Genomic DNA, 22,807 nt, shown 5'->3' with positions numbered 1-22,807 from the left:
TCCCCATGTGAGAGTAGGTCATCGTCAAGATTAAATTCCGAAACCCCATTTGCGAAAGCAGATGGGGTTTTGTTTTTTGCGCGCGGAAAAGCTGTTAAACGCCGGTCCAAAAAAAACCACCCGTGGGGTGGTTTTCATTTTTTAACGCTGATCAGTCACCGCGATACACGCACCCGCTGGTGCATGTCTCGTGAATCCGTATGGCGGACAGCTCTGGCAGCAGCGGCTTCAACTCCTTCCAGATCCACTTCACCAACACTTCACTGGTCGGATTTTCCAGACCGGGGATGTCGTTGAGGTAGTTGTGGTCCAGACGCTCGTACAGAGGCTTGAATATCATCTTGATCTCGGAGAAATCGCGAATCCATCCGGTATGGGGATCGGGTTCGCCTTGCAGGTAGATCGCTATACGAAATGAGTGACCGTGCAGGCGTCCGCACTTGTGGCCGTCTGGCACGTGAGGGAGCCGGTGAGCTGACTCGAACGTAAATTCTTTAAAAATTTCCACGGTGATATGAGCCTTGAGAAGTGGCGATCGCCAGAGCGATAAATGCAAGCGGCGAGTTTATCAGTAATGGTTTCGCGAGTGACAGGCGGAACCTGACCACATGGTTAAGCCAAGGGCTGCAGGCGTTGAATGAGACGGCCTGTGTCGACGAGCTCCAGGAACTCGTCCCCCAGTCGCCTGCTGCTTTCCATTGCGGTCCGCCAATACCGCTGACGATCCGCATCCCTCCCGACGAACCGCTTGAAGTCGCTTCGATCAGGCAGCTTGCCACAGGGCAGCGTAGCCAGATACTCCTTTGAGGGCGCAAGCAGTACGACGTCTTGAAGCCGAGTCTGGTCGCCTCTGCGCCAGGGCAGTGCCTTGTCAAACCAGCCTGGAATTATTTTGTCGGTAAAGTGCGGATACAGCACGATGTCGCTTCCGCTGTATGGAAGATCCAGATGGTAGTCGAGCAGGCCGCCGTCGCGGAACATCCCTGCGCCGACACCGGGGATCTCTGCAACGCCCTCCATAACCATGGGAATGGAGCCTGACGCCAGCAATGCCTGGCGCAGGTTGAGCGTATTCAGTGGCAAGCAATGAGACGGAAAGTCAGTCATTGGCAGAAGGGGAGGGGCGAGGCGTGGGTCGTGCATGACCAGCCGCTCGAAATGCCGCGACAGGCGCGCGCGCCCGAGCAGGTTATCTGCGATCACGGCTCCCAGTCCCAGGCTCAACCCAGCACGATGATCTCGGGCGAGCAAACCGCGGCTTCTGACGATCATCACGTTGAGCCGATAATGGGCGTTCGTCAGGACGTGGGCATCATCCGCCTGCAAAAGCGCGTCGAGCATCGTCATACAGCTGCGGGTGACTTGAGCCATGGTCACGCCTTTGGCGAAACTCTGCTCGTTGTACAGCCGACCAAGTCGCTGGATCCCTGCAACCGGGTCCGGCAAGCATGCGCTTGCAAAGCGCCACGAACCGATGGAGGCGCCAATTAACGAGCGCTCCCGCTGAGCCCGGGGCAGCCATTCGCCGAACAGCGCCAGATCCAGTCCCTGAATCCCCAGTGCTTTCGGTCCACCCGCCGCGCCCGGGATGATGCCGACGTCTATCGGCAACAGCCCTTGCTCCCTGATCCGCGTCAACGCGCGCCTGCCGGCCTTGATAGTCAATGCCGGGTATTTGATGTGAATGTTGCTCATGGCCCCTCCGTGGTCGGACAGGGGAGAATCATATCGTGGATCTCGCTTACATCCACTGGCGGCTCGACAGGTAGTGGCACGTAGCCAGATGAATTCAGCTTCAATTAAGTTCGCCCGTTTATGGTGAGCTTCGTACACAACCAGACCACTACGGAGATCCACCATGAAATTCCTGACTGCTTTTATCGCTGCCACTGCACTCACCCTTACAGCCGGTTATGTCCAGGCCCGGGATCTGGGTCCAGATGAGGCGCTGAAACTGCGCGATGCAGGTACTATTCAGTCCTTTGAAAAGCTCAACGCCGTCGCCTTGGCGAAGCACCCGAAATCCACCATCACTGACACCGAGCTGGAACAGGAATATGGCAAGTATGTTTACCAGATCGAACTGCGCGATTCGCAAGGTGTGGAGTGGGACGTTGAAGTCGACGCCGTTAGCGGGCAGATCCTCAAAGACCATCAGGACGCCTGATGATCTCCAGTAAGCGTCCCGCCAAGCGTTTCGTTTACTGTCTGGTGGCCGCGTGTGCGGTCACCCCGAGCCTGGCGTGTCTGGCTCGGGATCTGAATCAGGACGAGGTGCTTGAGCTGCGCAGGAAAGGCGTGATTCTGCCACTTGAGCAGTTCATTGATCAGGCACTGGGACGTTACCCCGGCTCCAAGCTGCTTGAAGCCGAACTTGAGGAAAAACACGGTGTGTTGGTCTATGAGATCGAGCTTCTCACTGCGGATCATGTGGTGCGCGAGCTGAAATTCGATGCCGGTGACAGCCGCCTGTTGCAAGACAAGGAAGACGATTGATGCGTTTGTTATTGGTTGAGGACCACGTTCCCCTGGCGGACGAGCTCATCAGTACGCTTGGCAGGCAGGGTTACGCGATCGACTGGCTGGCTGACGGCCGCGATGCGGTTCATCAAGGAGCTACCGAGCCTTACGACCTGATCGTGCTTGATCTCGGTCTGCCAGGCGTTCCGGGACTAGAGGTCCTGCAGAAATGGCGGTCCGGCGGGCTGTCCACCCCCGTACTCATTCTGACGGCGCGGGCCTCGTGGGCCGAACGTATCGAAGGACTCAAGGCTGGCGCCGACGACTATCTGACCAAACCCTTTCATCCCGAAGAGTTGCAGCTGCGCATTCAGGCGCTGCTTCGCCGTGTCCGTGGTCTGGCCAATCAGCCGAAACTTGAAGCCGCCGGCCTGCACCTGGACGAAGGGCGCCAGTGCGTCAGTCGCGGGGAAGAGGACATCCAGCTGACGGCGGCGGAGTTTCGCCTGCTGCGTTATTTCATGCTGCACCCCGGGCAGATTCTGTCCAAAAGTCATCTGGCGGAGCATCTTTATGACGGGGAGAACGAGCGGGACTCGAACGTGATCGAGGTCCACGTCAATCATTTGCGCCGCAAGCTTGGGCGGGCCGTGGTCGAGACACGACGCGGGCAAGGCTATCGTTTTGCCGGGACGGGCGAGTGAGGTCGATACAGCGACGCTTGAGCCTGGGCCTGATCAGCGTGCTGCTGATTGTGGGACTGGTCCTGGCGCAGATCAGCCTGTGGTTGTTTGAAGTCGGCTTGCAGCGTTATCTCGAGTCTGGCCTGCGCAATGAAAGCGAGCTGCTGCTGGTGGCACTGGTTCGCGGCCCTGACGGTCTGCAGCTCGATGAGCATCGGCTGTCGCCCGGCTATCAACGGCCCTATTCAGGCCATTATTTCCGGATTGATTTCGACCAGGGTCATTGGCGGTCGCGTTCGCTGTGGGATCTGGAGTTGCCGCATCCGGGCAAGCCCGGTCTGCACGCTGATCTCGCGCTTGAGAAGACCGATCAATCGCTGTTGCTGCTGCACACCGATTACCGCAAGTTCGGGCAAACCATCTCCATCACCGTCGCTCAGGACTACACCCCGGTGCGAGACAGTTTCGCACTGGTCCAGCGCATCGGTCTCGGGTTGGGGCTGATGGCCCTGATATTGATTCTGGTGTTGCAGCGCGTCACGGTTCGCCGCGCATTGCGCCCGCTGGAAAGGGCCAGAGAACAGATTTTCCAGCTGCAACAAGGGCAGCGCTCGCAACTTGATGAGCGAGTGCCGGTGGAACTTGAACCGCTGGTCGCGCAGATCAATCATCTGCTGGCCCACACCGAGGACAGTCTCAAGCGCTCCCGCAATGCCCTTGGCAATATGGGCCACGCGCTGAAAACGCCGCTGGCCGTGCTGATGAGCCTGGCCGAAGGCGACAGGCTGGCAGGTCATCCGCATGTGCGCGATACCCTGCGCGATCAGCTGCAGCACATTCAGCAGCGTCTGGAGCGTGAGCTCAATCGCGCGCGTTTGTCAGGCGATGCGTTGCCGGGTGCGCGGTTTGATTGTGCTGCGGAGATACCCGGGCTGTTCTCCACATTGCGGATGATTCATGGCGAGCATCTGGAGCTGAGCAGTGAGATCGCTGCGGATTTGTTCCTGCCATGGGATCGGGAGGACATCCTCGAGTTGTTGGGCAACGTGATGGACAACGCCTGCAAGTGGGCCGACAGCCAGGTCAGGCTGACCATTGCCAAAGGTGCTGATGGCTACTGTCTTTTGATCGACGACGATGGTCCGGGCATCCCCTCGCAGCATCGCGATGAAGTGATCGGCCGTGGCAATCGTCTGGACGAGCAAGTGACCGGCCACGGTCTGGGCCTCGGCATCGTCAAGGATATCGTCGAGGCGTGGGGCGGGCGCATTCAGTTACTGGACAGCCCCATGGGCGGGCTGCAAGTGCGCATTGATCTGCCCGAGCGACTCAGCCCGCAACTGCCCGGGAGCGAAAGCGCGCCTCATTCCTGGTGACCTCAACTTTTTGTGCGCCGGGCCGTTAACCGTAAAGGAACCCCAACGGCTCAACGCACAAAAACAAAGGGTCATGACTGCCATGCGGCTAAATCTCAAAGCCAAAGTACTTTCGCTTGCCGTGCTTCCGGTGTTGGTGTTCGCACTGATCATCAGCGTCAGCACCGTCATCATGCTGCGTGAGCAGGGCAAGCGCGACGTCGAAGAAACCCGCCAGCACCTGCTCGCTGAGGCCAAAGCCACGTTGCAAAGTTACGTGGCCGTTGCGCTGGGCACCATCAAACCGCTTTATGACGCGTCGGCCCCGGGTGACATGGAAGCGCGGGAGCAGGTCATCAAGATGCTCTCCCAGGTCACCTACGCCAAGGACGGGTATTTCTTCGGCTACGACTCTCAGGCGGTGCGGCTGTTCAAGGGCAATAGCCCGGACGGCATCGGCAAGAGCTTCAAGGATGCCCGCGATCCAAAAGGCGTTTTCGTGAATGCCGGTCTCGTTGACGTGGCGAAAGCGGGTACTCATTACCTGGAATATTCCTCCGCGCTGCCCGGTTCGAGCGAGCTGGTTCCCAAACTGGGTTACACCGAATACCTGCCTAAATGGGACATGGCCTTCGGGTCATCGATCAATCTGGACAACATCGATGCCAAGGTCCAGGAGCTGCAGAAGAATGTCGCCGAGCGCCGGCAGAACATGCTGGTCAGCATCATTGGCATCACGCTGCTGGTATTGGTGATTATCGCAGCGGTGGGTTTCTGGATCGCGGGCGGTATTCTGCGGCCGCTGCGCCTGATGAAAGCCAACCTTGACGACATCGCCGCCGGTGAGGGTGATCTCACCCAGCGCCTGGCGGTGACCTCCCAGGACGAACTCGGCGAGCTGGCCGGGTCGTTCAACCGCTTTGTGGACAAGATTCATGGGCTGGTCCGGCAGATCGCCGAAATGACCGCGCAACTGACCGGGCTGGTGGGTGAAGTGACCGACCAGGCGCAACGTTCCGAGCAGGCAATGGAGCGTCAGCGTCACGAAACCGATCAGGTCGCCACGGCGATCAATCAGATGTCGGCCGCTGCGCAGGAAGTCGCGAAGAGCGCTCAAGGTGCTTCGGTTGCGGCGCAGCAAACCGATGCCGAAGGTCAGGCCGCCAAGCGAGTGGTCGACGGCAGCATCCAGCAGATTCACGCGCTGGTGAACGACATCCGCGACAGCGGTACTTCACTGGACAGCCTGCAGAATGACGTGTCGTCGATCGTCGGCGTGCTCGGAGTGATTCGTTCCATCGCCGATCAAACCAACCTGCTGGCGCTCAACGCTGCCATTGAAGCTGCGCGTGCCGGCGAAGCGGGCCGCGGGTTCGCAGTGGTGGCGGATGAGGTGCGTGCACTGGCCAGCCGTACGCAGCAAAGCACTCAGGAAATCCAGGGCATGATCGAACGCTTGCAGCAGGGCACACAGGGCGCGGTGCAGGCGATGCGACGCTCGAGCGAGGCGGGCGACGGGACCTCCGCCCGCGCCAATGAAGCCGGCGCGTCGCTGGATACGATCGGTCAACTGATCGGCACGATCAACGCCATGAACGCGCAGATTGCCAGCGCCGCGGAAGAGCAGACGGCCGTGGCGGAAGAGATCAATCGCAGCGTCCACCAGATTGCCGTGGCGGTCGAAAGCGTGGCCGATGAAACCCGCCACGGCGCCTCCACGTCGCGCAACCTCACAGAGCTGAATCAGCGTCTCGGCCAGTTGGTCCGGCAGTTCAGAATCTAGACCGAGGTGGCGGGCCTCGCTCGGGGCTCGCTGTCCGCACCTCCTCCATTGACCTTGCACTTCAGCCGCGGCACTCCTGTGGCGATTGACGGACTAAGCATCAGACCGTGTGCTTGGCGCGGTGTAATGACATGGAAGAAACATGAACGAAACCGCGCTACAAAACAAAACCCTGCTGCTGTTATTGATACTGGTGACCATCGCGTTCATCTGGATCCTGCTGCCGTTCTACGGCGCGGTGTTCTGGGCGGTGATCCTCGGGATTATCTTTGCGCCGCTGCAACGCCGTCTGCTGGCCCGCTTCGGTTGGCAGCGCAACCTGACCTCTTTGTGCACGCTGACGATTTGTCTGCTGATCGCGATTCTGCCGGTGATCGTCATCGCGGCGTTGATGGTTCAGGAGGGGGCGACGCTTTACAAGAATGTGGAAAGTGGTCAGCTCGACATCGCCAAGTACCTGGCTGAATTCAAGGTCTTGCTGCCGCCCTATGTGCAGCACTGGCTTGATCGCCTGGGCATGGGAGATTTCAACGGGCTGCGCGACAAGATTGCCAAAAGCGCGATGCAGGGCAGCAACTACCTGGCCACGCAGGCATTCAGCTTTGGGCAGGGTACCTTCGATTTCGTTGTCAGCTTTTTCATCATGCTGTACTTGCTGTTCTTCTTCCTGCGCGATGGGCAGGACCTCACCCGCAAGATCCGCATCGCGATTCCGCTGGCCGAGCCGCAGAAGCGCCGCTTGCAGTTGAAGTTCACCCGTGTGGTTCGCGCCACGGTGAAGGGCAATATTGTGGTGGCGGTGACGCAGGGCGCGTTGGGCGGGTTTATTTTCTGGGCACTGGATATCCCGAGCGCGTTGCTGTGGGCGGTGATGATGGCGTTTCTGTCGTTGCTGCCGGCGGTGGGGGCGGGGATTGTCTGGGCGCCGGTCGCGCTGTATTTCCTGCTCAGCGGGATGATCTGGCAGGGCGTGGTGTTGGGGCTGTTCGGGGTGTTTGTGATCGGGCTGGTGGATAACGTGTTGCGTCCGATTCTGGTGGGCAAGGACACGCGGATGCCCGATTACCTCATTTTGATTTCGACGCTGGGCGGGATGGCGGTGTTCGGGTTAAACGGGTTTGTGATCGGGCCGATGGTGGCGGCGTTGTTTATGTCGACGTGGGCGTTGTTTACCGGCGACAAGAAAACCGTTCGATTGCCCGGTTAGCATGTGCTTCTAAGATCAAGATCTAAAGCGTCGCGTCCATGCGGCTCGGCCCACGGAGCGAGACCGGAGTGAGGGTATTCCGACGGAGGAGGAACCCAACCAGGAGCAGGCACCCTTGGTTACTTGGGGTGCTTTTCCAAGTAACTCGCCGGAGGCGAAATGTCTGCCGTTAGGCAGACGCTCTTGATCTTGGGAGCTACCCATAAGTAACTCGCCGGAGGCGAAACGATCTGCCGTTAGGCAGATGCTCTTGATCCTGAAGTGTGCCGAAGTACTAAATCAAAGCCATAAAAAAACCCTGCTCGAAGGCAGGGTTTTTTGTGCATCACTCAACCATCACAAACCCGCATGGCCCACCAGGGTCAGCAGCGGTTGCGGATAAACGCCCAGGAAGAACGCCAGCAGCGTAATCCCCAACAGCATCACGCCACCTGCACGCTGCGCCCAGTTGAACGGAGCGTCGTGGCGCTGGATCTTCGAGTCTTGCAGGTACAACGTCACCATCACACGCAGGTAATAGAACACGCCAATGGCGCTGCCCACGACCAGGGAACCGGTCAGCCACCACAGGTGCGCTTCGACGCCGGTTGCGATGATGTAGAACTTGCCGATGAAGCCCGTCGTCAGCGGGATACCCGCCAGGGACAGCATCATCACGGTCAGCACGGCCGTAAGGTACGGACGACGCCAGAAAAGGCCGCGGTATTCGAACATCGCGTCGGCATCGCGGCCGCTGTAAGGCGACGACATCAGCGTGACCACGCCGAACGCGCCCAGGCTGGTCAGCACGTAGGTGACCAGATAGACGTTGATCGCCTCGACCGCCATGCCCTTGCTCGCCACCATCGCGATCATCAGGTAACCGAAGTGCGCGATAGACGAATAACCCAGCAGACGCTTGAGGTTGTTCTGCGTCAGCGCCAGCAGGTTACCGACCAGGATCGACGCCACGGCGATGACCGACATCACGTCCGTCAGCACGCCGCTGGTGGCTGCCGGAGATATCTGGAACAGACGAACCAGCACGCCGAACACCGCGACCTTACTGGCCGTAGCGAGGAAAGCCGCTACCGGGGCAGGGGCGCCTTCGTATACGTCCGGTGTCCACAAGTGGAACGGCACCAGCGACAGCTTGAAGCCCAGACCCACCAGCATCATGCCCAGACCCAGGCTTGCGATCGGGCTTGGCATGCCGGTGGCGGCGATGGCCTTGCCGATTTCGCTGAAACCCAGGCTGCCGGATTCGGCATACAGCAGCGCCATACCGAACAGCAGGAACGCCGAGCCGGCTGCCGACAGCACCATGTACTTGATGCCACCTTCCAGCGAACGCTTGTTGAAGAAGGCGTAAGCCACCAGACCGTAGACCGGCACCGACAGCAACTCCAGACCGATAAACAGGCTCGCCAGGTGTTGCGCGGCAACCAGCACCAGCCCGCCGGCCGCTGCCATGAGGATCAGCAGGTAAAGCTCTTCGCGGTTGCCCGGGTAACCTGCCTTGCCTTCACCCAGGTAGGCGTGGGCCAGGGTGACGCAGGCCAGCGTGGACACCAGGATGATGCCCATGTAGAGGCAGGCGAAGCTGTCGATTTGCAGCAAAGGCGTGACCACCAGCGGCGCGACTTTCAGCGCCGGGTAGATGGACAGCAAAGCCAGGTTGAGTCCCGCTACCGTCAGCAGGAATGATTGCGAGTGACTGCGACGCCATGCGATGCCCAGCATCACCACCACAACGGTGATGCTGGTAATCAGCAGCGGCGCCAGCGCAATAAAGTGTTGAATCGTCAGGTCCATAGCGCTCTTACCGGGCCGAAGCGAGTTGAGTGAAGGCGGTGCCGAGCCATTGCTGCACGCCATGCATGGTCGCCGAGGATGTGTCAAGGATCGGTTGCGGGTACACGCCCAGCACAATCAACAACACCGCCAGACCCAGCACCATGATCAATTCCCGACCGTCCATGCCCTTGTAGACCGCGTCGGACTTGGCCGGGCCGAAGTAGGCGCGGTGGATCATGATCAGCGAGTAGACAGAACCGAACACCAGGCCGGAAGTCGCGATGGCGGTGATCCATGGGGCGCTGACAAAGCTGCCGATCAGGATCAGGAATTCACCGACGAAGTTACCGGTGCCTGGCAGGCCCAGCGACGCAGCGGCGAAGAACAGGCTGATGGCCGGCAGGTACGCGATCTTGCTCCACAGGCCACCCATTTCGCGCATGTCGCGGGTGTGCAGACGCTCGTACAACTGACCGCTGAGGATAAACAGCGCGGCAGCCGACAGACCGTGAGCGAGCATCTGAACGACGACGCCTTGCAGCGCCTGCTGGCTACCGGAGTAGATGCCGATCAGCACGAAGCCCATGTGCGAAACGCTGGAAAACGCGATCAGGCGCTTGATGTCGGTCTGGGCGAAGGCGAGGAAAGCACCGTAGAAGATACCGATCAGGCCCAGCACCATGGCGATCGGCGCGAACTCGGCCGACGCATTTGGGAACAGCGGCAGCGCAAAACGCAGCAGACCATACGCAGCGGTCTTCAGCAGGATGCCTGCCAGGTCCACGGAACCTGCGGTCGGCGCCTGGGCGTGAGCGTCAGGCAACCAGGAGTGCAGCGGCACGATTGGCAGCTTCACCGCGAAAGCGATGAAGAAGCCCAGCATCAGGATGTATTCGGTGCCGTGGGACAGCTTGGTTTTCAGCAGGTCCGCGTAGCCGAAGGTGATCACGCCGGTCTGGTTGAAGTGCACCAAGACCAGACCCAGGATCGCCACCAACATGATCAGGCCGCTGGCCTGAGTGAAGATGAAGAACTTGGTCGCTGCGTAGATCCGCGTCTTCTTGCCGTCCGCCGAGCTGTGACCCCAGAGCGCGATGAGGAAGTACATCGGCACCAGCATCATTTCCCAGAAGAAGAAGAACATGAACAGGTCGATGGCGAGGAACACGCCGACGACACCGCCCAGGATCCACATCAGGTTCAGGTGGAAGAAGCCGACGTTACGTTGAATCTCTTTCCACGAGCAGAGTACCGAGAGGATACCCAGCAGGCCGGTCAGCAGAATCATCAGCAGGGACAGGCCATCGAGGGCCAGGTGCACGCTGATGCCGAAGCGCTGGATCCACTGGAGCTTGAATTCAAGGGCCCAGGTCGGATCGGCGCCCGGAACTGGAGCGTAGGTAAACGTACCGGTGCTCCAGACCCACAGGCCCAGAATCGTCTCGAGAGACATGGTCAACAGCGCAATCCAGCGCGGCAGGGTAGGGCCGAAGCGCTCACCTTGCCAGCACAGCAGGCCGCCGATGAAGGGGATCAGGATTAGCCAGGGCAGAATCATGACGGGCTCAATTCCTTTCGCAAAGTCGCAAGGTTCATGTCAGTTCGACTCATCAGACCAGCACAATCGCGCCGAGTACCAGTACGGCACCTGCGGCGATCGAAGCGGCGTACCAACGGAGCTGACCGGTTTCGGTGCGGGTCATCAAGCCGTTGCCAGCTTTGACCAGACGCGGAATCAGGCCGATTGTGTGGTCAAGCGGGTCGCCACGCAGCAGGCGGCTGATTGCCAGGTAAGGTTTGACGAGCAGCACGTCATACACCCAGTCGAAGCCCCAGGCCGCAAACCACCATGCAGACAGGAAACGACCCGGACCGCTGTTGGCGATGGCCGTGGCCAGACGACGCTTGCCGAGGAACAGCACCGCCGCCAGCAGGATACCGGCCAGAGCGATGGCGCCCGAGGCGATTTCCAGACTGTGCTTGGCTTCGCCGCCCGCATGGCCCGCACTTTCCGGCAGGACGCCGGCCAGTGGCGGATGAATCCAGGCGCCAATGAACGTCGACAGCACGATCAGCACACCCAGCGGCAACCAGTGGGAAATCCCATGGCCGGCGTGGGCTTCGGTCTTCGCTTCGCCGTGGAAGGCGATGAAGATCAGGCGGAAGGTGTACAGCGAGGTCATGAACGCACCGACCAGACCGGCATAAAGCAGGTACTGATGACCGCTGGCGAACGCTTCCCAGAGGATTTCGTCCTTGGAGTAGAAACCCGCAGTGACCAGTGGCAAGGCCGACAGCGCTGCGCCGCCGACGATGAAGCTGGCGTAGGCCAATGGCAGTTTCTTCCACAGACCGCCCATCTTGAAGATGTTCTGCTCGTGGTGGCAGGCAACGATCACCGCACCGGACGCGAGGAACAGCAGCGCCTTGAAGAAGGCGTGGGTCATCAGGTGGAAAATCGCGCCGTCCCATGCACCCACGCCCAGCGCCAGGAACATGTAGCCGATCTGGCTCATGGTCGAGTAGGCGAGGATACGTTTGATGTCGGTCTGCACCAGTGCGGCGAAACCCGCCAGCACCAGGGTCACGCCGCCGACAATGCCGACCAGATGCAGGATGTCCGGAGCGAGGATGAACAGGCCGTGGGTCCGCGCGATCAGGTAAACGCCCGCGGTCACCATGGTGGCGGCGTGGATCAGTGCCGACACCGGAGTAGGGCCGGCCATCGCATCCGCCAGCCAGGTTTGCAGCGGCAGTTGCGCGGATTTACCGACAGCACCGCCCAGCAGCATCAGTGTGGCCAGAACGATCCAGAAATCACCAACCTTGAAGTGCTGAGGCGCACGAACCAGCAGTTCCTGAATGTTCAGCGTGCCCAGCTGCTGGAACAGGATGAACAGGCCGATGGCCATGAACACGTCGCCGATGCGGGTCACGATGAAGGCTTTCAGTGCCGCGTTGCCGTTGTTGCGGTTGCTGTAATAGAAACCGATCAACAGGTACGAGCACAGGCCCACGCCTTCCCAACCGAAGTAGATGAACAGCAGGTTGTCGCCCAGGATCAGAAACAACATGCTGGCAATGAACAGGTTGGTGTAGGCGAAGAAGCGCGAATAGCCGTCTTCACCGCGCATGTACCACGAGGCGAACAGGTGAATCAGGAAGCCAACGCCGACCACCACACCGAGCATGGTGATGGACAGGCCATCGACATACAGGGCGAAGTTGGGTTCGAAGCCGTCCACTGACATCCAGCGCCACAGCACCATGGTGAGGTGACCGCCTTCCGGGGGTGAGACGTTGAACTGGAAGATTACGTACGCGGCAACGATGGCCGACAGGCCAATGGAGCCCACGCCGATCAGGGCTGAGAGGTTTTCCGACCATTTGCCGCGCGAAAACGACAGCAGCAGGAAACCGATCAGGGGGAATACGAAAGTCAGAAAGAGTAGGTTCATCCGCGCATCTCGCTGGCAGCGTCGATATCGAGCGTGTGGAAGCGGCGATACAGTTGCAGCAGAATCGCCAGGCCAATGCTGGCCTCGGCTGCGGCAAGGCTGATCACCAGAATGAACATGATCTGGCCGTCAGGCTGTGCCCAACGGCTGCCCGCGACCACAAAGGCCAGCGCTGCTGCGTTCATCATGATTTCCAGGCTCATCAACACGAACAGAATGTTGCGGCGTACCAACAGGCCCGCCAGGCCGAGGCAGAACAGGATGCCGGCGACCGCCAGACCATGTTCCAGAGGGATTGCTGAGTTCATGGCTTTACTCCTTCGCCTCGTTGCGGCCGACATGGAACGCCGTCACGGCTGCCGCAAGCAGCAGCATCGAGGCGAGTTCGACAACCAGCAGGTAAGGGCCGAACAGGCTGATGCCGACGGCTTTGGCGTCCACCGTGGTGTGACCGATGGAAGCGCCTGTGGAGTTGGCAAACAGCACGTAAATCAACTCCGCCAGGAGCAGGCCGCCCAGAAGAATCGGGCCGAGCCAGATGCCGGGTTTGAGCCAGGCGCGTTCTTGTTGAACCGAGGCCGGGCCCAGGTTCAGCATCATCACCACGAAGACAAACAGCACCATGATGGCGCCCGCGTAAGCGATGACTTCCAGGGCACCGGCAAACGGCGCGCCGAGGCTGAAGAAGGTCATGGCCACGGCGATCAGCGAAATGATCAGGTAGAGCAGGGCGTGCACCGGGTTTGTGTTGGTGATCACCCGAAGGGTGGCCACCACAGCGATGCCGGATGCGAAATAGAAAGCGAATTCCATCTTTCTTCCTTAAGGCAGCAAGCTCTTGACGTTGATGGGCTGGGCTTCGTTCTGTGCATCGCCTTTCGGCTTGCCGGCGATGGCCATCCCCGCAACGCGGTAGAAGTTGTAATCAGGGTTCTTGCCGGGGCCGGAGATCAGCAGATCTTCCTTCTCGTACACCAGATCCTGACGTTTGAACTCGGCCATCTCGAAATCCGGTGTCAGCTGGATCGCGGTGGTCGGGCAAGCTTCCTCACACATGCCGCAGAAGATGCAACGCGAGAAATTGATGCGGAAGAACTCCGGATACCAACGACCGTCGTCGGTCTCGGCCTTCTGCAGCGAGATGCAACCCACCGGGCACGCCACGGCGCACAGGTTGCACGCCACGCAGCGCTCTTCGCCGTCGGGGTCGCGGGTCAGGACGATGCGGCCACGGTAGCGCGGCGGCAGATAGACCTGCTCTTCCGGATATTGCAGGGTGTCACGCTTACGGAAGCCATGGCCGAAGACCATGATCAAGCTGCGCAGCTGGGTACCCGTACCCTTAACGATGTCGCCAATATATTTGAACATGGGTCAAATCCTCACTGAGCCGCCAGGACGACCGCAGCGGTCACCAGCAAATTGATCAGGGTCAGTGGCAAGCAGAACTTCCAGCTGAAATCCATCACCTGGTCATAACGCGGACGAGGGATCGAAGCACGCAACAGGATGAACAGCATGATGAAGAACGCGGTTTTCAGGGCAAACCACATGAACGACAGTTGCGGCAGGATATCGAACGGGCCATGCCAGCCACCGAAGAACAGGGTCACCAGCAGCGCCGAGATCAGGATGATGCCGATGTACTCACCGACGAAGAACATGCCCCATTTCATGCCGGCGTATTCAATGTGGTAACCGTCGGCCAGTTCCTGTTCCGCTTCCGGCTGGTCAAACGGGTGACGGTGAGTCACGGCGACGCCAGCGATGAAGAAGGTACAGAAGCCGAAGAACTGCGGAATGATGAACCACAGGTGATCGGCCTGGTACTTGACGATGTCGCCCATGTTGAACGAACCAACCTGCACCACGATGCCCATCAGCGACAGCCCGAGGAAGACTTCGTACGACACGGTTTGCGCCGAGGCACGCAAGCTGCCCAGCAGGGCGTACTTGTTGTTCGATGACCAACCGGCGAACAGCACCGCATAGACCGATAGACCGGCCATGGCGAAGAAGAACAGCAGACCGATGTTCAGGTCGGCGACCACCCAGGTCTGGGTCACCGGGATGACCGAGAACGCGATCAACAGCGCGCTCATGGCCACCACCGGCGCCAGGGTGAAGATCACCCGGTCGACGAAGGGCGGGTTCCAGTCCTCTTTAAAGAACATCTTCAGCATGTCGGCGGCGATCTGGAACATGCCGAACGGACCGACGCGGTTCGGACCGTAACGGTCCTGCCACCAGCCCAGCAGACGACGTTCGACGAAGCTGAGCAGCGCGCCGCAGACCACTACGGCGAGCAGCACCACGATGGCCTTGACGACGGCGATGATCGAGTCGATCACTTCAGGGGTGAACCAGGTCATTGAGCGGCCTCCTGCAGTGCGTCGACGGTTTTGCCGAACAACGCCGGAGGAATGCCCGCCAGACCGGACGGCAATGCCACCAGGCCTGCGCCCAGTTCTTCACTGATGCGCAGCGGCAGACGCAGTGTCTGTCCGGCAACACTCAGGCTCAGCAGTGCGCCGTCGTTGACGCCCAGACGGTCCGCTTCGGACTTGGCCAGCGCCACATATGCCTGAGGAATGCGCTCTTGAACCGGCGCGGCTTTGGAGGAAGTCTCCTCGCTGCCGAACAGGTGATAGAACGGCACGACCTGCCAGGTTCCTTGTGCAGGGGAGAAGGCACGCGGGACATTGGCGAACCAGCCCAGCTTGTCGCCGCTGCTTTCGATCAGGCGCACGCCCGGATCGCCGGCACGCAGGTGACCACCGACTTCGTCCTGGAACTTGTTCCACGCCTGTGGCGAGTTCCAGCCCGGCGACCAGGCGAACGGCACCTGGGAGCGGGGTTCGGCAGAGCCCGAGTAACCTTCCATCGAGAACGCGAACGCAGTGTCTTTGTCCTGCGGCGTACGCGGTTCGTGGACGCTGATATTGGCGCGCATGGCGGTCCGGCCGCTGTAACGCAGCGGCTCGCGAGCCAGTTTCAGGCCCTTGATACGGAACGCAGCAGACGGCGCAGCACCGACGATGCCGGCCAGTTGCGGATTGCTGGCGGCGCAGGCGGCAGTGACGTGGTCGAGCTGAGTCCAGTCAACCGGCTGATTCAACAGGGTAGCGCGCAGGGCATGCAGCCAGCGCCAGCCTTCGTGAACCAGAATGCTTGCGTCCAGGTAAGTTGGATCAAAGACCTGGAAGAAGCGCTGGGCGCGGCCTTCCTGGCTGACCAGCGTACCGTCGCCTTCAGCGAAGCTTGCAGCCGGCAGCACAAGATGCGCGCGGTCGGTGGTCGCGGTCTTCTGATGATCGGCAACGATCACCACCTTGGCGGCCTTCAGTGCAGCCTCGACCGTCGCCGCGTCAACGCGGGTAAACAGGTCGTTTTCCAGCACGACGATGGCGTCGGCCTGGCCGGAAATCACGGCCTGCAGCGCAGCGTCGACCGAGTCGCCACCGAACAGGGTCAGGCCCATGCTGTTGGCTTCCGGCACGATGAGACTCAGCGAACCCTGCTTGTCGCGCAGCTTCAAGGCTTTGGCGATGTTCGCCGCGGCTTCGATCAGCGCGTTCGAACCCAGCGAGGCGCCGGAGACGATCAGTGGGCGCTTGGCGTCAAGCAACGCGGTGGCAATGCGCTCGGCCAGTTCCAGCGCTTCGCTGTCCAGGCCAACAACGGCCGGAGCGCTCGGGTCGATGGCGTGGGCCACCGCGAAACCGATGCGCGCCAGGTCGTCAGGCGCCGCGTGCACGCACTCTTCGGCGATGTCGTCGAGGCGGGTGTCGGTGAGGCTGGCGATGAACAGAGGGTTCAACTCGTGCTGACCGATGTTCTTCACCGCAGCGTCAAGCCATGGCTGGACTTTCATCGCAGCGGCCATGTCTTCGGCTTTGTTCTTCACCGACTGACGCAAGCCGAGGGCCATGCGCGCAGCGGTCTGGGTGACGTCTTCGCCAAGGATGAACACGGCGTCGTGCTCTTCGACTTCACGCAGGGTCGGGATCGGCAGCGGGCTGTCTTTCAGCACTTCGGCGATCAGGCGCAGACGCTCCAGCTCCCCGGCTTCGATGCCCGAGTAGAAGTGCTCGGCGCCGACCAGTTCGCGCAGGGCGAAGTTGCTTTCCAGGCTGGCGCGGGGCGAACCGATGCCGACGATGTTGCGCCCGCGCAGCAGGTCAGCGGCCTTGTCCAGCGCAGCGTCCAGGCCCAGCTTGATGCCTTCGGCCAGCGGCTGGCGCGGACGGTCCGTGCGGTTGACGTAGCCATAACCGAAACGGCCACGGTCGCAGAGGAAATACTGGTTCACCGAACCGTTGTAGCGGTTTTCGATACGGCGGATTTCGCCATAACGTTCGCCCGGGCTGATGTTGCAGCCGCTTGAGCAGCCGTGGCAGATGCTCGGCGAGAACTGCATGTCCCATTTCCGGTTGTAGCGCTCGGAGTGGGTCTTGTCGGTGAATACACCGGTCGGGCAGACCTCGGTGAGGTTGCCGGAGAACTCGCTCTCCAGGGTGCCGTCTTCAACGCGACCGAAGTACACGTTGTCGTGGGCGCCGAACACGCCGAGGTCAGTACCGCCGGCGTAGTCCTTATAGAAGCGCACGCAGCGATAGCAGGCGATGCAGCGGTTCATCTCGTGTGCGATGAACGGCCCCAGTTCCTGGTTCTGGTGAGTACGCTTGGTGAAGCGATAGCGGCGCTCGTTGTGGCCGGTCATCACCGTCATGTCCTGCAAATGACAGTGACCGCCTTCCTCGCAGACCGGGCAGTCGTGCGGGTGGTTGGTCATCAGCCATTCGACGACGCTGGCGCGAAACGCCTTGGATTCGTCGTCTTCTATGGAAATCCAGGTGTTGTCAGTGGCGGGCGTCATGCAGGACATGACGATACGACCACGGGTGTCGTTCTCGTCGGTGTACTGCTTGACCGCGCACTGGCGACAGGCGCCAACACTGCCAAGTGCCGGATGCCAGCAGAAATAAGGGATGTCGAGGCCCAGCGACAGACATGCCTGTAACAGGTTGTCTGCGCCATCGACTTCGAGCGCTTTGCCGTCTACGTGGATAGTGGCCATGGTTCAAAGTTCTTCGTTGGCCCGGTGTCAGCGGGCGTGGCTAATGGAATCTCGGTGCCATCCGACTCAAACAGCCTCGCGGCGTCGTCGGATGCAGGGAAGGCGGCCTTGTGAGCCGCCGACCGTTTATCGTGTTATGCGCCGACCATGGTCGGACTGATGACCTGATTGAGGTCGCCCGCACGTGTCGGTGCGATGCCTGCCTCGAATTCCGGCCGGAAGTACTTGATCGCGCTGCCCAGAGGTTCCACGGCGCCCGGTGCGTGGGCGCAGAAGGTTTTGCCTGGGCCGAGGAAGTTGACCAACCCCAGCAGCGTCTCGATATCGCCCGGTTGACCCTGACCGTTTTCGAGGGCGCGCAGCATCTTTACGCTCCACGGCAAGCCATCGCGGCACGGCGTGCAGAACCCGCACGACTCCTGGGCGAAGAACTCTTCCATGTTGCGCAGCAGCGACACCATGTTGACCTTGTCGTCCACCGCCATCGCCAGACCGGTCCCCATCCGGGTGCCGACCTTGGCCACGCCGCCGGCGTAGAACTGGCAGTCGAGGTGTTCCGGCAACAGGAAGCCGGTACCGGCGCCGCCGGGCTGCCAGCACTTGAGCTTGAAGCCGTCGCGCATGCCGCCGGCGTAGTCTTCGAACAGCTCGCGGGCCGGCAGGCCGAATGGCAGTTCCCACAGGCCGGGGTTCTTCACCTTGCCGGAGAAACCCATCAGCTTGGTGCCGTGGTCTTCGCTGCCTTCGCGGGCGAGGGACTTGTACCAGTCGTTGCCGTTGTTGACGATGGCCGGGACGTTGCACAGCGTCTCGACGTTGTTCACGCAGGTCGGCTTGCCCCATACGCCAACGGCGGCAGGGAAGGGTGGCTTGGAACGCGGGTTGGCGCGACGGCCTTCGAGGGAGTTGATCAGTGCGGTTTCTTCGCCGCAGATGTAACGCCCTGCGCCGGTGTGCACGATCAGTTCGAAGTCAAAACCGCTGCCGAGGATGTTTTTTCCCAACAGGCCGGCCGCTTCGGCTTCTTTTACCGCACGGCGCAGGTGCACGGCCGCAGTGGTGTACTCGCCTCGCAGGAAGATGTAACCGCGGTAGGCCTTCAGCGCGCGTGCACTGATCAGCATGCCCTCGATCAGCAGATGGGGCTGTTGCTCCATCAGCATGCGGTCCTTCCAGGTGTTCGGCTCCATTTCATCGGCGTTACACAGCAGGTAACGGATGTTCATGGATTCGTCTTTGGGCATCAGCCCCCACTTCACGCCCGTGGGGAAGCCTGCGCCGCCGCGACCCTTGAGTCCGGAGTCTTTGACGGCCTGGACGATTTCGTCAGGCGACAGCGTGGCGAACGCTTTGCGCGCCGCGGCGTAACCGTCTTTCTTCTGGTATTCGTCGAGCCACACCGGCTCGCCGTCATCGCGCAGACGCCAGGTCAGCGGATGGGTTTCCGGAGCGCGGGTGATGAGGTTGGCGGGGCCGAAAGAAGTGATGGTCATACGTAACCCTCCAGCAGCGGGGCGACGCCCGCAGGCTGTAGATTGCCGAAAGTGTCGTCGTCGATCATGACCGCCGGCGCCTTGTCGCAGTTGCCCAGGCAGCAGGCCGGCAGCAGCGTGAAGCGGCCGTCGGCGGTGGTCTGACCCAGGCCGATGCCCAGCTTGCTCTGAATCTCGCTGACGATGTCTTCGTGACCCGCGATGAAACAGACCATGCTGTTGCAGACGCGAATGATGTGGCGGCCTACCGGCTGACGGAAGATCTGGCTATAGAACGTCGCCACGCCTTCAACGTCGCTGGCAGGGATGCCCAGCACTTCGCCGATTGCGTAGATGGCGCCGTCCGGCACCCAGCCGCGTTCCTTCTGAACAATCTTCAGGGCTTCGATGGACGCCGCGCGCGGGTCCTCGTAGTGATGCATTTCGTGCTCGATGGCCGAGCGCTCGGATTCGCTCAGGGCGAAACGGTCTGTCTGGATAAGCGTGCTGTTCATGCTTAGCGGTCCACGTCGGCCATAACGAAATCGATACTACCCAGGTACGCAATCAAGTCCGCGACCATGCTGCCTTTGATCACCGAAGGGATCTGCTGCAGATGCGGGTAGCTTGGGGTGCGAATCCGGGTACGGTAGCTCATGGTGCCGCCGTCGCTCGTCAGGTAATAACTGTTGATGCCCTTGGTCGCTTCGATCATCTGGAAGGATTCGTTGGCCGGCATGACCGGGCCCCACGAAACCTGCAGGAAGTGGGTGATCAGGGTTTCGATGTGCTGCAGGGTGCGTTCTTTCGGCGGCGGCGTGGTCAGCGGGTGATCCGCCTTGTACGGGCCGGCCGGCATGTTGCGCATGCACTGCTCGATGATTTTCAGGCTCTGGCGCATCTCTTCGACGCGGACCATGCAGCGATCGTAGGCGTCGCCGTCGTGGGCCAGGGGCACTTCGAATTCGAAGTTCTCGTAACCCGAATACGGACGCGCCTTGCGCAAGTCGAAGTCCAGACCGGTCGCCCGCAGGCTAGGCCCGGTGACGCCCCATTCCAGCGCTTCCTTGGTGTTGTACGCAGCGACGCCGACGGTACGACCCTTGAGGATGCTGTTCTGCAGCGCTGCCTTGGTGTACTCGTCGAGACGCTTGGGCATCCAGTCGATGAAGTCCTTGACCAGTTTCTCCCAGCCGCGCGGCAGGTCGTGGGCAACGCCGCCGATGCGGAACCAGGCCGGGTGCAGACGGAAACCGGTGACGGCTTCGATTACGGTGTAGGCGCGCTGACGGTCGGTGAACGTGAAGAACACCGGGGTCATGGCGCCCACGTCCTGGATGTAGGTCCCCAGGAACAGCAGGTGGCTGGTGATGCGGAAGAACTCGGACATCATGATGCGGATGACGTTGACCCGATCCGGCACGGTGATGCCGGCCAGTTTCTCGACCGAGAGCACATACGGCAGGTTATTCATCACGCCGCCGAGGTAATCGATGCGGTCGGTGTACGGAATGTAGCTGTGCCAGGACTGGCGCTCGGCCATTTTCTCGGCACCACGGTGGTGGTAACCGATGTCCGGCACGCAGTCGACGATCTCTTCGCCGTCCAGCTGCAGGATGATGCGGAACGCACCGTGGGCCGAGGGGTGGTTCGGACCCAGGTTGAGGAACATGTAGTCCTCGTTGGTGCCAGAACGCTTCATGCCCCAGTCTTCCGGACGGAAACGCGCGGCTTCCTCTTCCAGTTGCTGCTTGGCCAGCGTCAGGCTGTAGGGGTCGAACTCGGTGGCGCGGGCCGGGAAGTCCTTGCGCAGCGGGTGACCTTCCCAGGTCGGCGGCATCATGATCCGGGTCAGGTGCGGGTGGCCCGGGAAGTCGATCCCGAACATGTCCCAGACTTCACGCTCGTACCAGTTGGCGTTCGGCCAGATGCCGGTCACGGTCGGCATGCTCAAGTCGCTTTCGGACAGCGCGACCTTGAGCATGACGTCGCTGTTACGTTCTATCGACATCAGGTGATAGAACACGGTGAAGTCGGCGTCCGGCAGGCCACGGCGCTTGGTGCGCAGGCGTTCGTCGACGCCGTGCAGGTCGTACAGCATCACGTACGGCTTGGGCATCTGACGCAGGAAGGTCAGGATTTCGATCAGCCGCGCACGTTGCACCCACAGCACGGGCATGCCAGTGACGGTGGACTGGGCGCTGAAGGCTTCAGCGCCAAAACGGTTATGGAGTTCAACGACGACCTCTTGGTCGTCAGCCTTGTGAGGCGGGATGTACAGAGCGGTGTCTGCAGTCATAGGTCTCGATCGCTATCGGTCAACGTACAGAATGAACCCAGGTTCAGGCTTCTTTTTGTAAAAGAAAAACTGGATCAGACTTCGTCGGGGCTGCGCAGGTTGGTCACCGCAATACGCTGTTCGCGGCGCTGTTCCTTCTGCGACGGCATCTCGGCGCGATAAACGCCCTGATCACCGACGACCCAGGAAAGGGGACGACGCTCCTGGCCAATGGATTCCTGCAACAGCATCAAGCCTTGCAGAAATGCCTCTGGACGGGGCGGGCAGCCGGGCACGTAAACATCCACAGGGAGGAATTTATCCACGCCCTGAACCACGGAATAGATGTCATACATGCCACCGGAGTTGGCACAGGCGCCCATGGAGATGACCCACTTGGGCTCCAGCATTTGCTCATAGAGGCGCTGGATGATCGGGGCCATCTTCAGAAAAGGGGTGCCGGCGATGACCATGAAATCCGCTTGGCGCGGCGATGCCCGGATCACTTCAGCGCCGAATCGCGCGATGTCGTGGGGCGCCGTGAAGGCGGTGGTCATTTCCACATAGCAGCACGACAGGCCGAAGTTGTACGGCCAAAGGGAGTTCTTGCGACCCCAGTTGACCGCGCCATTCAGCACGTCTTCGAGCTTGCCCATGTAGATGTTTTTGTGGACTTGGTCTTCTAACGGATCGGAAACGACTTCGCGTTCGCCGATGGGGTACTGCTCGTTAGGAGCATCCGGGTCGATCCTGGTGAGATTATATTGCATTGCCAAAGCCTCATTGTTTTAGCTTCGCCTGCCGGTTACGACGACCAACGGGAGCCCAATCGAGCGCCCCTACCCGCCATAGGTAGACAAGACCTGCCAACAGAATTGCTATGAAAACGAGCGCTTCGGCGAAGCCGGTCCAGCCGCTTTCGCGGACGGACACAGACCAGGCGTACAGAAAGAGGGCTTCAATGTCGAAAATCACGAAGAGCATCGCGACCAGATAGAATTTTGCCGAAAGCCGCAGACGGGCGCCGCCGGTGGGCAGCATGCCGGATTCGAACGGTTCGTTTTTGCTGCGGCCCCAGGCTTTGGAACCCAGCAGGCTGGAAAGGCCGAGCATGAAGGCGCAGAGGCCGACGACACCAAGGAGAAACACGGCGAAGCCCCAATTGTGGGCAATCAATCCTGTCGAGTCGGGCATGCTGGCAGTCCTTAACAGAGAGCAAAGGTCTCTGGGCTTGGAAAAGAAGTAGAAGCAGTGA

21 protein-coding genes are annotated in these 22,807 nt (G+C 60.6%); 6 read left to right on the top strand and 15 right to left on the bottom strand.

Annotated features, from left to right (window positions below):
* Positions 1 to 151 precede the first annotated feature (151 nt).
* Both queD and AC07VF_RS24375 read right to left on the bottom strand, forming a co-directional pair.
* On the bottom strand, positions 152 to 508 hold the full coding sequence (queD, locus tag AC07VF_RS24380; RefSeq protein WP_282370113.1) for a 6-carboxytetrahydropterin synthase QueD: 357 nt from the start codon (positions 506 to 508) through the stop codon (positions 152 to 154).
* A 104-nt stretch (positions 509 to 612) separates the two neighbouring features.
* Complete coding sequence (locus tag AC07VF_RS24375; protein ID WP_495009827.1) at positions 613 to 1,695, bottom strand: patatin-like phospholipase family protein; 1,083 nt, start codon at positions 1,693 to 1,695, stop codon at positions 613 to 615.
* A gap of 163 nt (positions 1,696 to 1,858) precedes the next feature.
* Here AC07VF_RS24375 and AC07VF_RS24370 point away from each other — a divergent pair, with 163 nt between their 5' ends.
* From AC07VF_RS24370 to AC07VF_RS24345, 6 genes are all read left to right on the top strand, one after another.
* Positions 1,859 to 2,167: a PepSY domain-containing protein gene (locus AC07VF_RS24370; RefSeq protein ID WP_495009826.1), complete on the top strand. Its 309-nt coding sequence runs from the start codon at positions 1,859 to 1,861 to the stop codon at positions 2,165 to 2,167.
* Positions 2,167 to 2,496, top strand: coding sequence for a PepSY domain-containing protein (locus AC07VF_RS24365; protein WP_192174854.1), 330 nt, complete (start codon positions 2,167 to 2,169; stop codon positions 2,494 to 2,496). Before AC07VF_RS24370 ends, AC07VF_RS24365 begins: the two co-directional genes overlap by 1 nt.
* Positions 2,496 to 3,164 carry a response regulator transcription factor gene (locus AC07VF_RS24360; protein WP_192174853.1) on the top strand — a complete coding sequence of 223 codons (669 nt, stop codon included), beginning with the start codon at positions 2,496 to 2,498 and terminating at the stop codon, positions 3,162 to 3,164. Before AC07VF_RS24365 ends, AC07VF_RS24360 begins: the two co-directional genes overlap by 1 nt.
* Positions 3,161 to 4,519, top strand: coding sequence for an ATP-binding protein (locus AC07VF_RS24355; protein ID WP_495009825.1), 1,359 nt, complete (start codon positions 3,161 to 3,163; stop codon positions 4,517 to 4,519). Before AC07VF_RS24360 ends, AC07VF_RS24355 begins: the two co-directional genes overlap by 4 nt.
* An 82-nt stretch (positions 4,520 to 4,601) precedes the next feature.
* Entirely contained in the window at positions 4,602 to 6,281 is a 1,680-nt protein-coding gene (gene ctpM / locus AC07VF_RS24350) for a methyl-accepting chemotaxis protein CtpM (RefSeq protein ID WP_495009824.1), read from the top strand.
* 142 nt (positions 6,282 to 6,423) lie between these two features.
* Positions 6,424 to 7,488: an AI-2E family transporter gene (locus AC07VF_RS24345; protein ID WP_192174850.1), complete on the top strand. Its 1,065-nt coding sequence runs from the start codon at positions 6,424 to 6,426 to the stop codon at positions 7,486 to 7,488.
* Positions 7,489 to 7,824: 336 nt separating this feature from the next.
* On the opposite strand, the gene nuoN is transcribed toward AC07VF_RS24345, so the two are convergent.
* From nuoN to AC07VF_RS24280, 13 genes are all read right to left on the bottom strand, one after another.
* Positions 7,825 to 9,282 carry an NADH-quinone oxidoreductase subunit NuoN gene (gene nuoN, locus AC07VF_RS24340; protein WP_192174849.1) on the bottom strand — a complete coding sequence of 486 codons (1,458 nt, stop codon included), beginning with the start codon at positions 9,280 to 9,282 and terminating at the stop codon, positions 7,825 to 7,827.
* 7 nt (positions 9,283 to 9,289) lie between these two features.
* The gene (gene nuoM, locus AC07VF_RS24335) at positions 9,290 to 10,822 is read right to left on the bottom strand and encodes an NADH-quinone oxidoreductase subunit M (RefSeq protein WP_346631391.1); all 1,533 of its coding nucleotides are present in this window, start codon (positions 10,820 to 10,822) and stop codon (positions 9,290 to 9,292) included.
* Positions 10,823 to 10,874: 52 nt separating this feature from the next.
* Positions 10,875 to 12,722, bottom strand: coding sequence for an NADH-quinone oxidoreductase subunit L (gene nuoL, locus AC07VF_RS24330; RefSeq protein WP_495009823.1), 1,848 nt, complete (start codon positions 12,720 to 12,722; stop codon positions 10,875 to 10,877).
* Positions 12,719 to 13,030 carry an NADH-quinone oxidoreductase subunit NuoK gene (gene nuoK, locus AC07VF_RS24325; protein WP_065989117.1) on the bottom strand — a complete coding sequence of 104 codons (312 nt, stop codon included), beginning with the start codon at positions 13,028 to 13,030 and terminating at the stop codon, positions 12,719 to 12,721. The genes nuoL and nuoK overlap by 4 nt, the downstream gene beginning before the upstream one ends.
* Positions 13,031 to 13,034: 4 nt before the next feature.
* Entirely contained in the window at positions 13,035 to 13,535 is a 501-nt protein-coding gene (gene nuoJ / locus AC07VF_RS24320) for an NADH-quinone oxidoreductase subunit J (protein ID WP_037008804.1), read from the bottom strand.
* A 9-nt stretch (positions 13,536 to 13,544) separates the two neighbouring features.
* Positions 13,545 to 14,093: an NADH-quinone oxidoreductase subunit NuoI gene (nuoI, locus tag AC07VF_RS24315; protein WP_037008808.1), complete on the bottom strand. Its 549-nt coding sequence runs from the start codon at positions 14,091 to 14,093 to the stop codon at positions 13,545 to 13,547.
* Between the two features lie 11 nt (positions 14,094 to 14,104).
* Positions 14,105 to 15,094, bottom strand: coding sequence for an NADH-quinone oxidoreductase subunit NuoH (nuoH, locus tag AC07VF_RS24310; RefSeq protein WP_037008811.1), 990 nt, complete (start codon positions 15,092 to 15,094; stop codon positions 14,105 to 14,107).
* Entirely contained in the window at positions 15,091 to 17,802 is a 2,712-nt protein-coding gene (gene nuoG / locus AC07VF_RS24305; protein ID WP_495009822.1) for an NADH-quinone oxidoreductase subunit NuoG, read from the bottom strand. Before nuoG ends, nuoH begins: the two co-directional genes overlap by 4 nt.
* A 134-nt stretch (positions 17,803 to 17,936) precedes the next feature.
* Complete coding sequence (nuoF, locus tag AC07VF_RS24300; RefSeq protein WP_192174847.1) at positions 17,937 to 19,295, bottom strand: NADH-quinone oxidoreductase subunit NuoF; 1,359 nt, start codon at positions 19,293 to 19,295, stop codon at positions 17,937 to 17,939.
* Positions 19,292 to 19,789 carry an NADH-quinone oxidoreductase subunit NuoE gene (gene nuoE, locus AC07VF_RS24295; RefSeq protein WP_065989124.1) on the bottom strand — a complete coding sequence of 166 codons (498 nt, stop codon included), beginning with the start codon at positions 19,787 to 19,789 and terminating at the stop codon, positions 19,292 to 19,294. Before nuoE ends, nuoF begins: the two co-directional genes overlap by 4 nt.
* Before the next feature lie 2 nt (positions 19,790 to 19,791).
* A complete protein-coding gene (gene nuoC / locus AC07VF_RS24290) occupies positions 19,792 to 21,573 on the bottom strand; it encodes an NADH-quinone oxidoreductase subunit C/D (protein ID WP_495009821.1) in 1,782 nt (593 codons plus the stop codon).
* Positions 21,574 to 21,647: 74 nt separating this feature from the next.
* Positions 21,648 to 22,322 carry a NuoB/complex I 20 kDa subunit family protein gene (locus tag AC07VF_RS24285; protein WP_065989126.1) on the bottom strand — a complete coding sequence of 225 codons (675 nt, stop codon included), beginning with the start codon at positions 22,320 to 22,322 and terminating at the stop codon, positions 21,648 to 21,650.
* A gap of 10 nt (positions 22,323 to 22,332) precedes the next feature.
* Positions 22,333 to 22,746: an NADH-quinone oxidoreductase subunit A gene (locus tag AC07VF_RS24280; protein ID WP_037008823.1), complete on the bottom strand. Its 414-nt coding sequence runs from the start codon at positions 22,744 to 22,746 to the stop codon at positions 22,333 to 22,335.
* Positions 22,747 to 22,807: the final 61 nt, after the last annotated feature.

This window comes from Pseudomonas sp. GW821-FHT02H06 (genome assembly GCF_059421525.1).
This window is presented reverse-complemented; position numbering and strand designations above follow the sequence as displayed.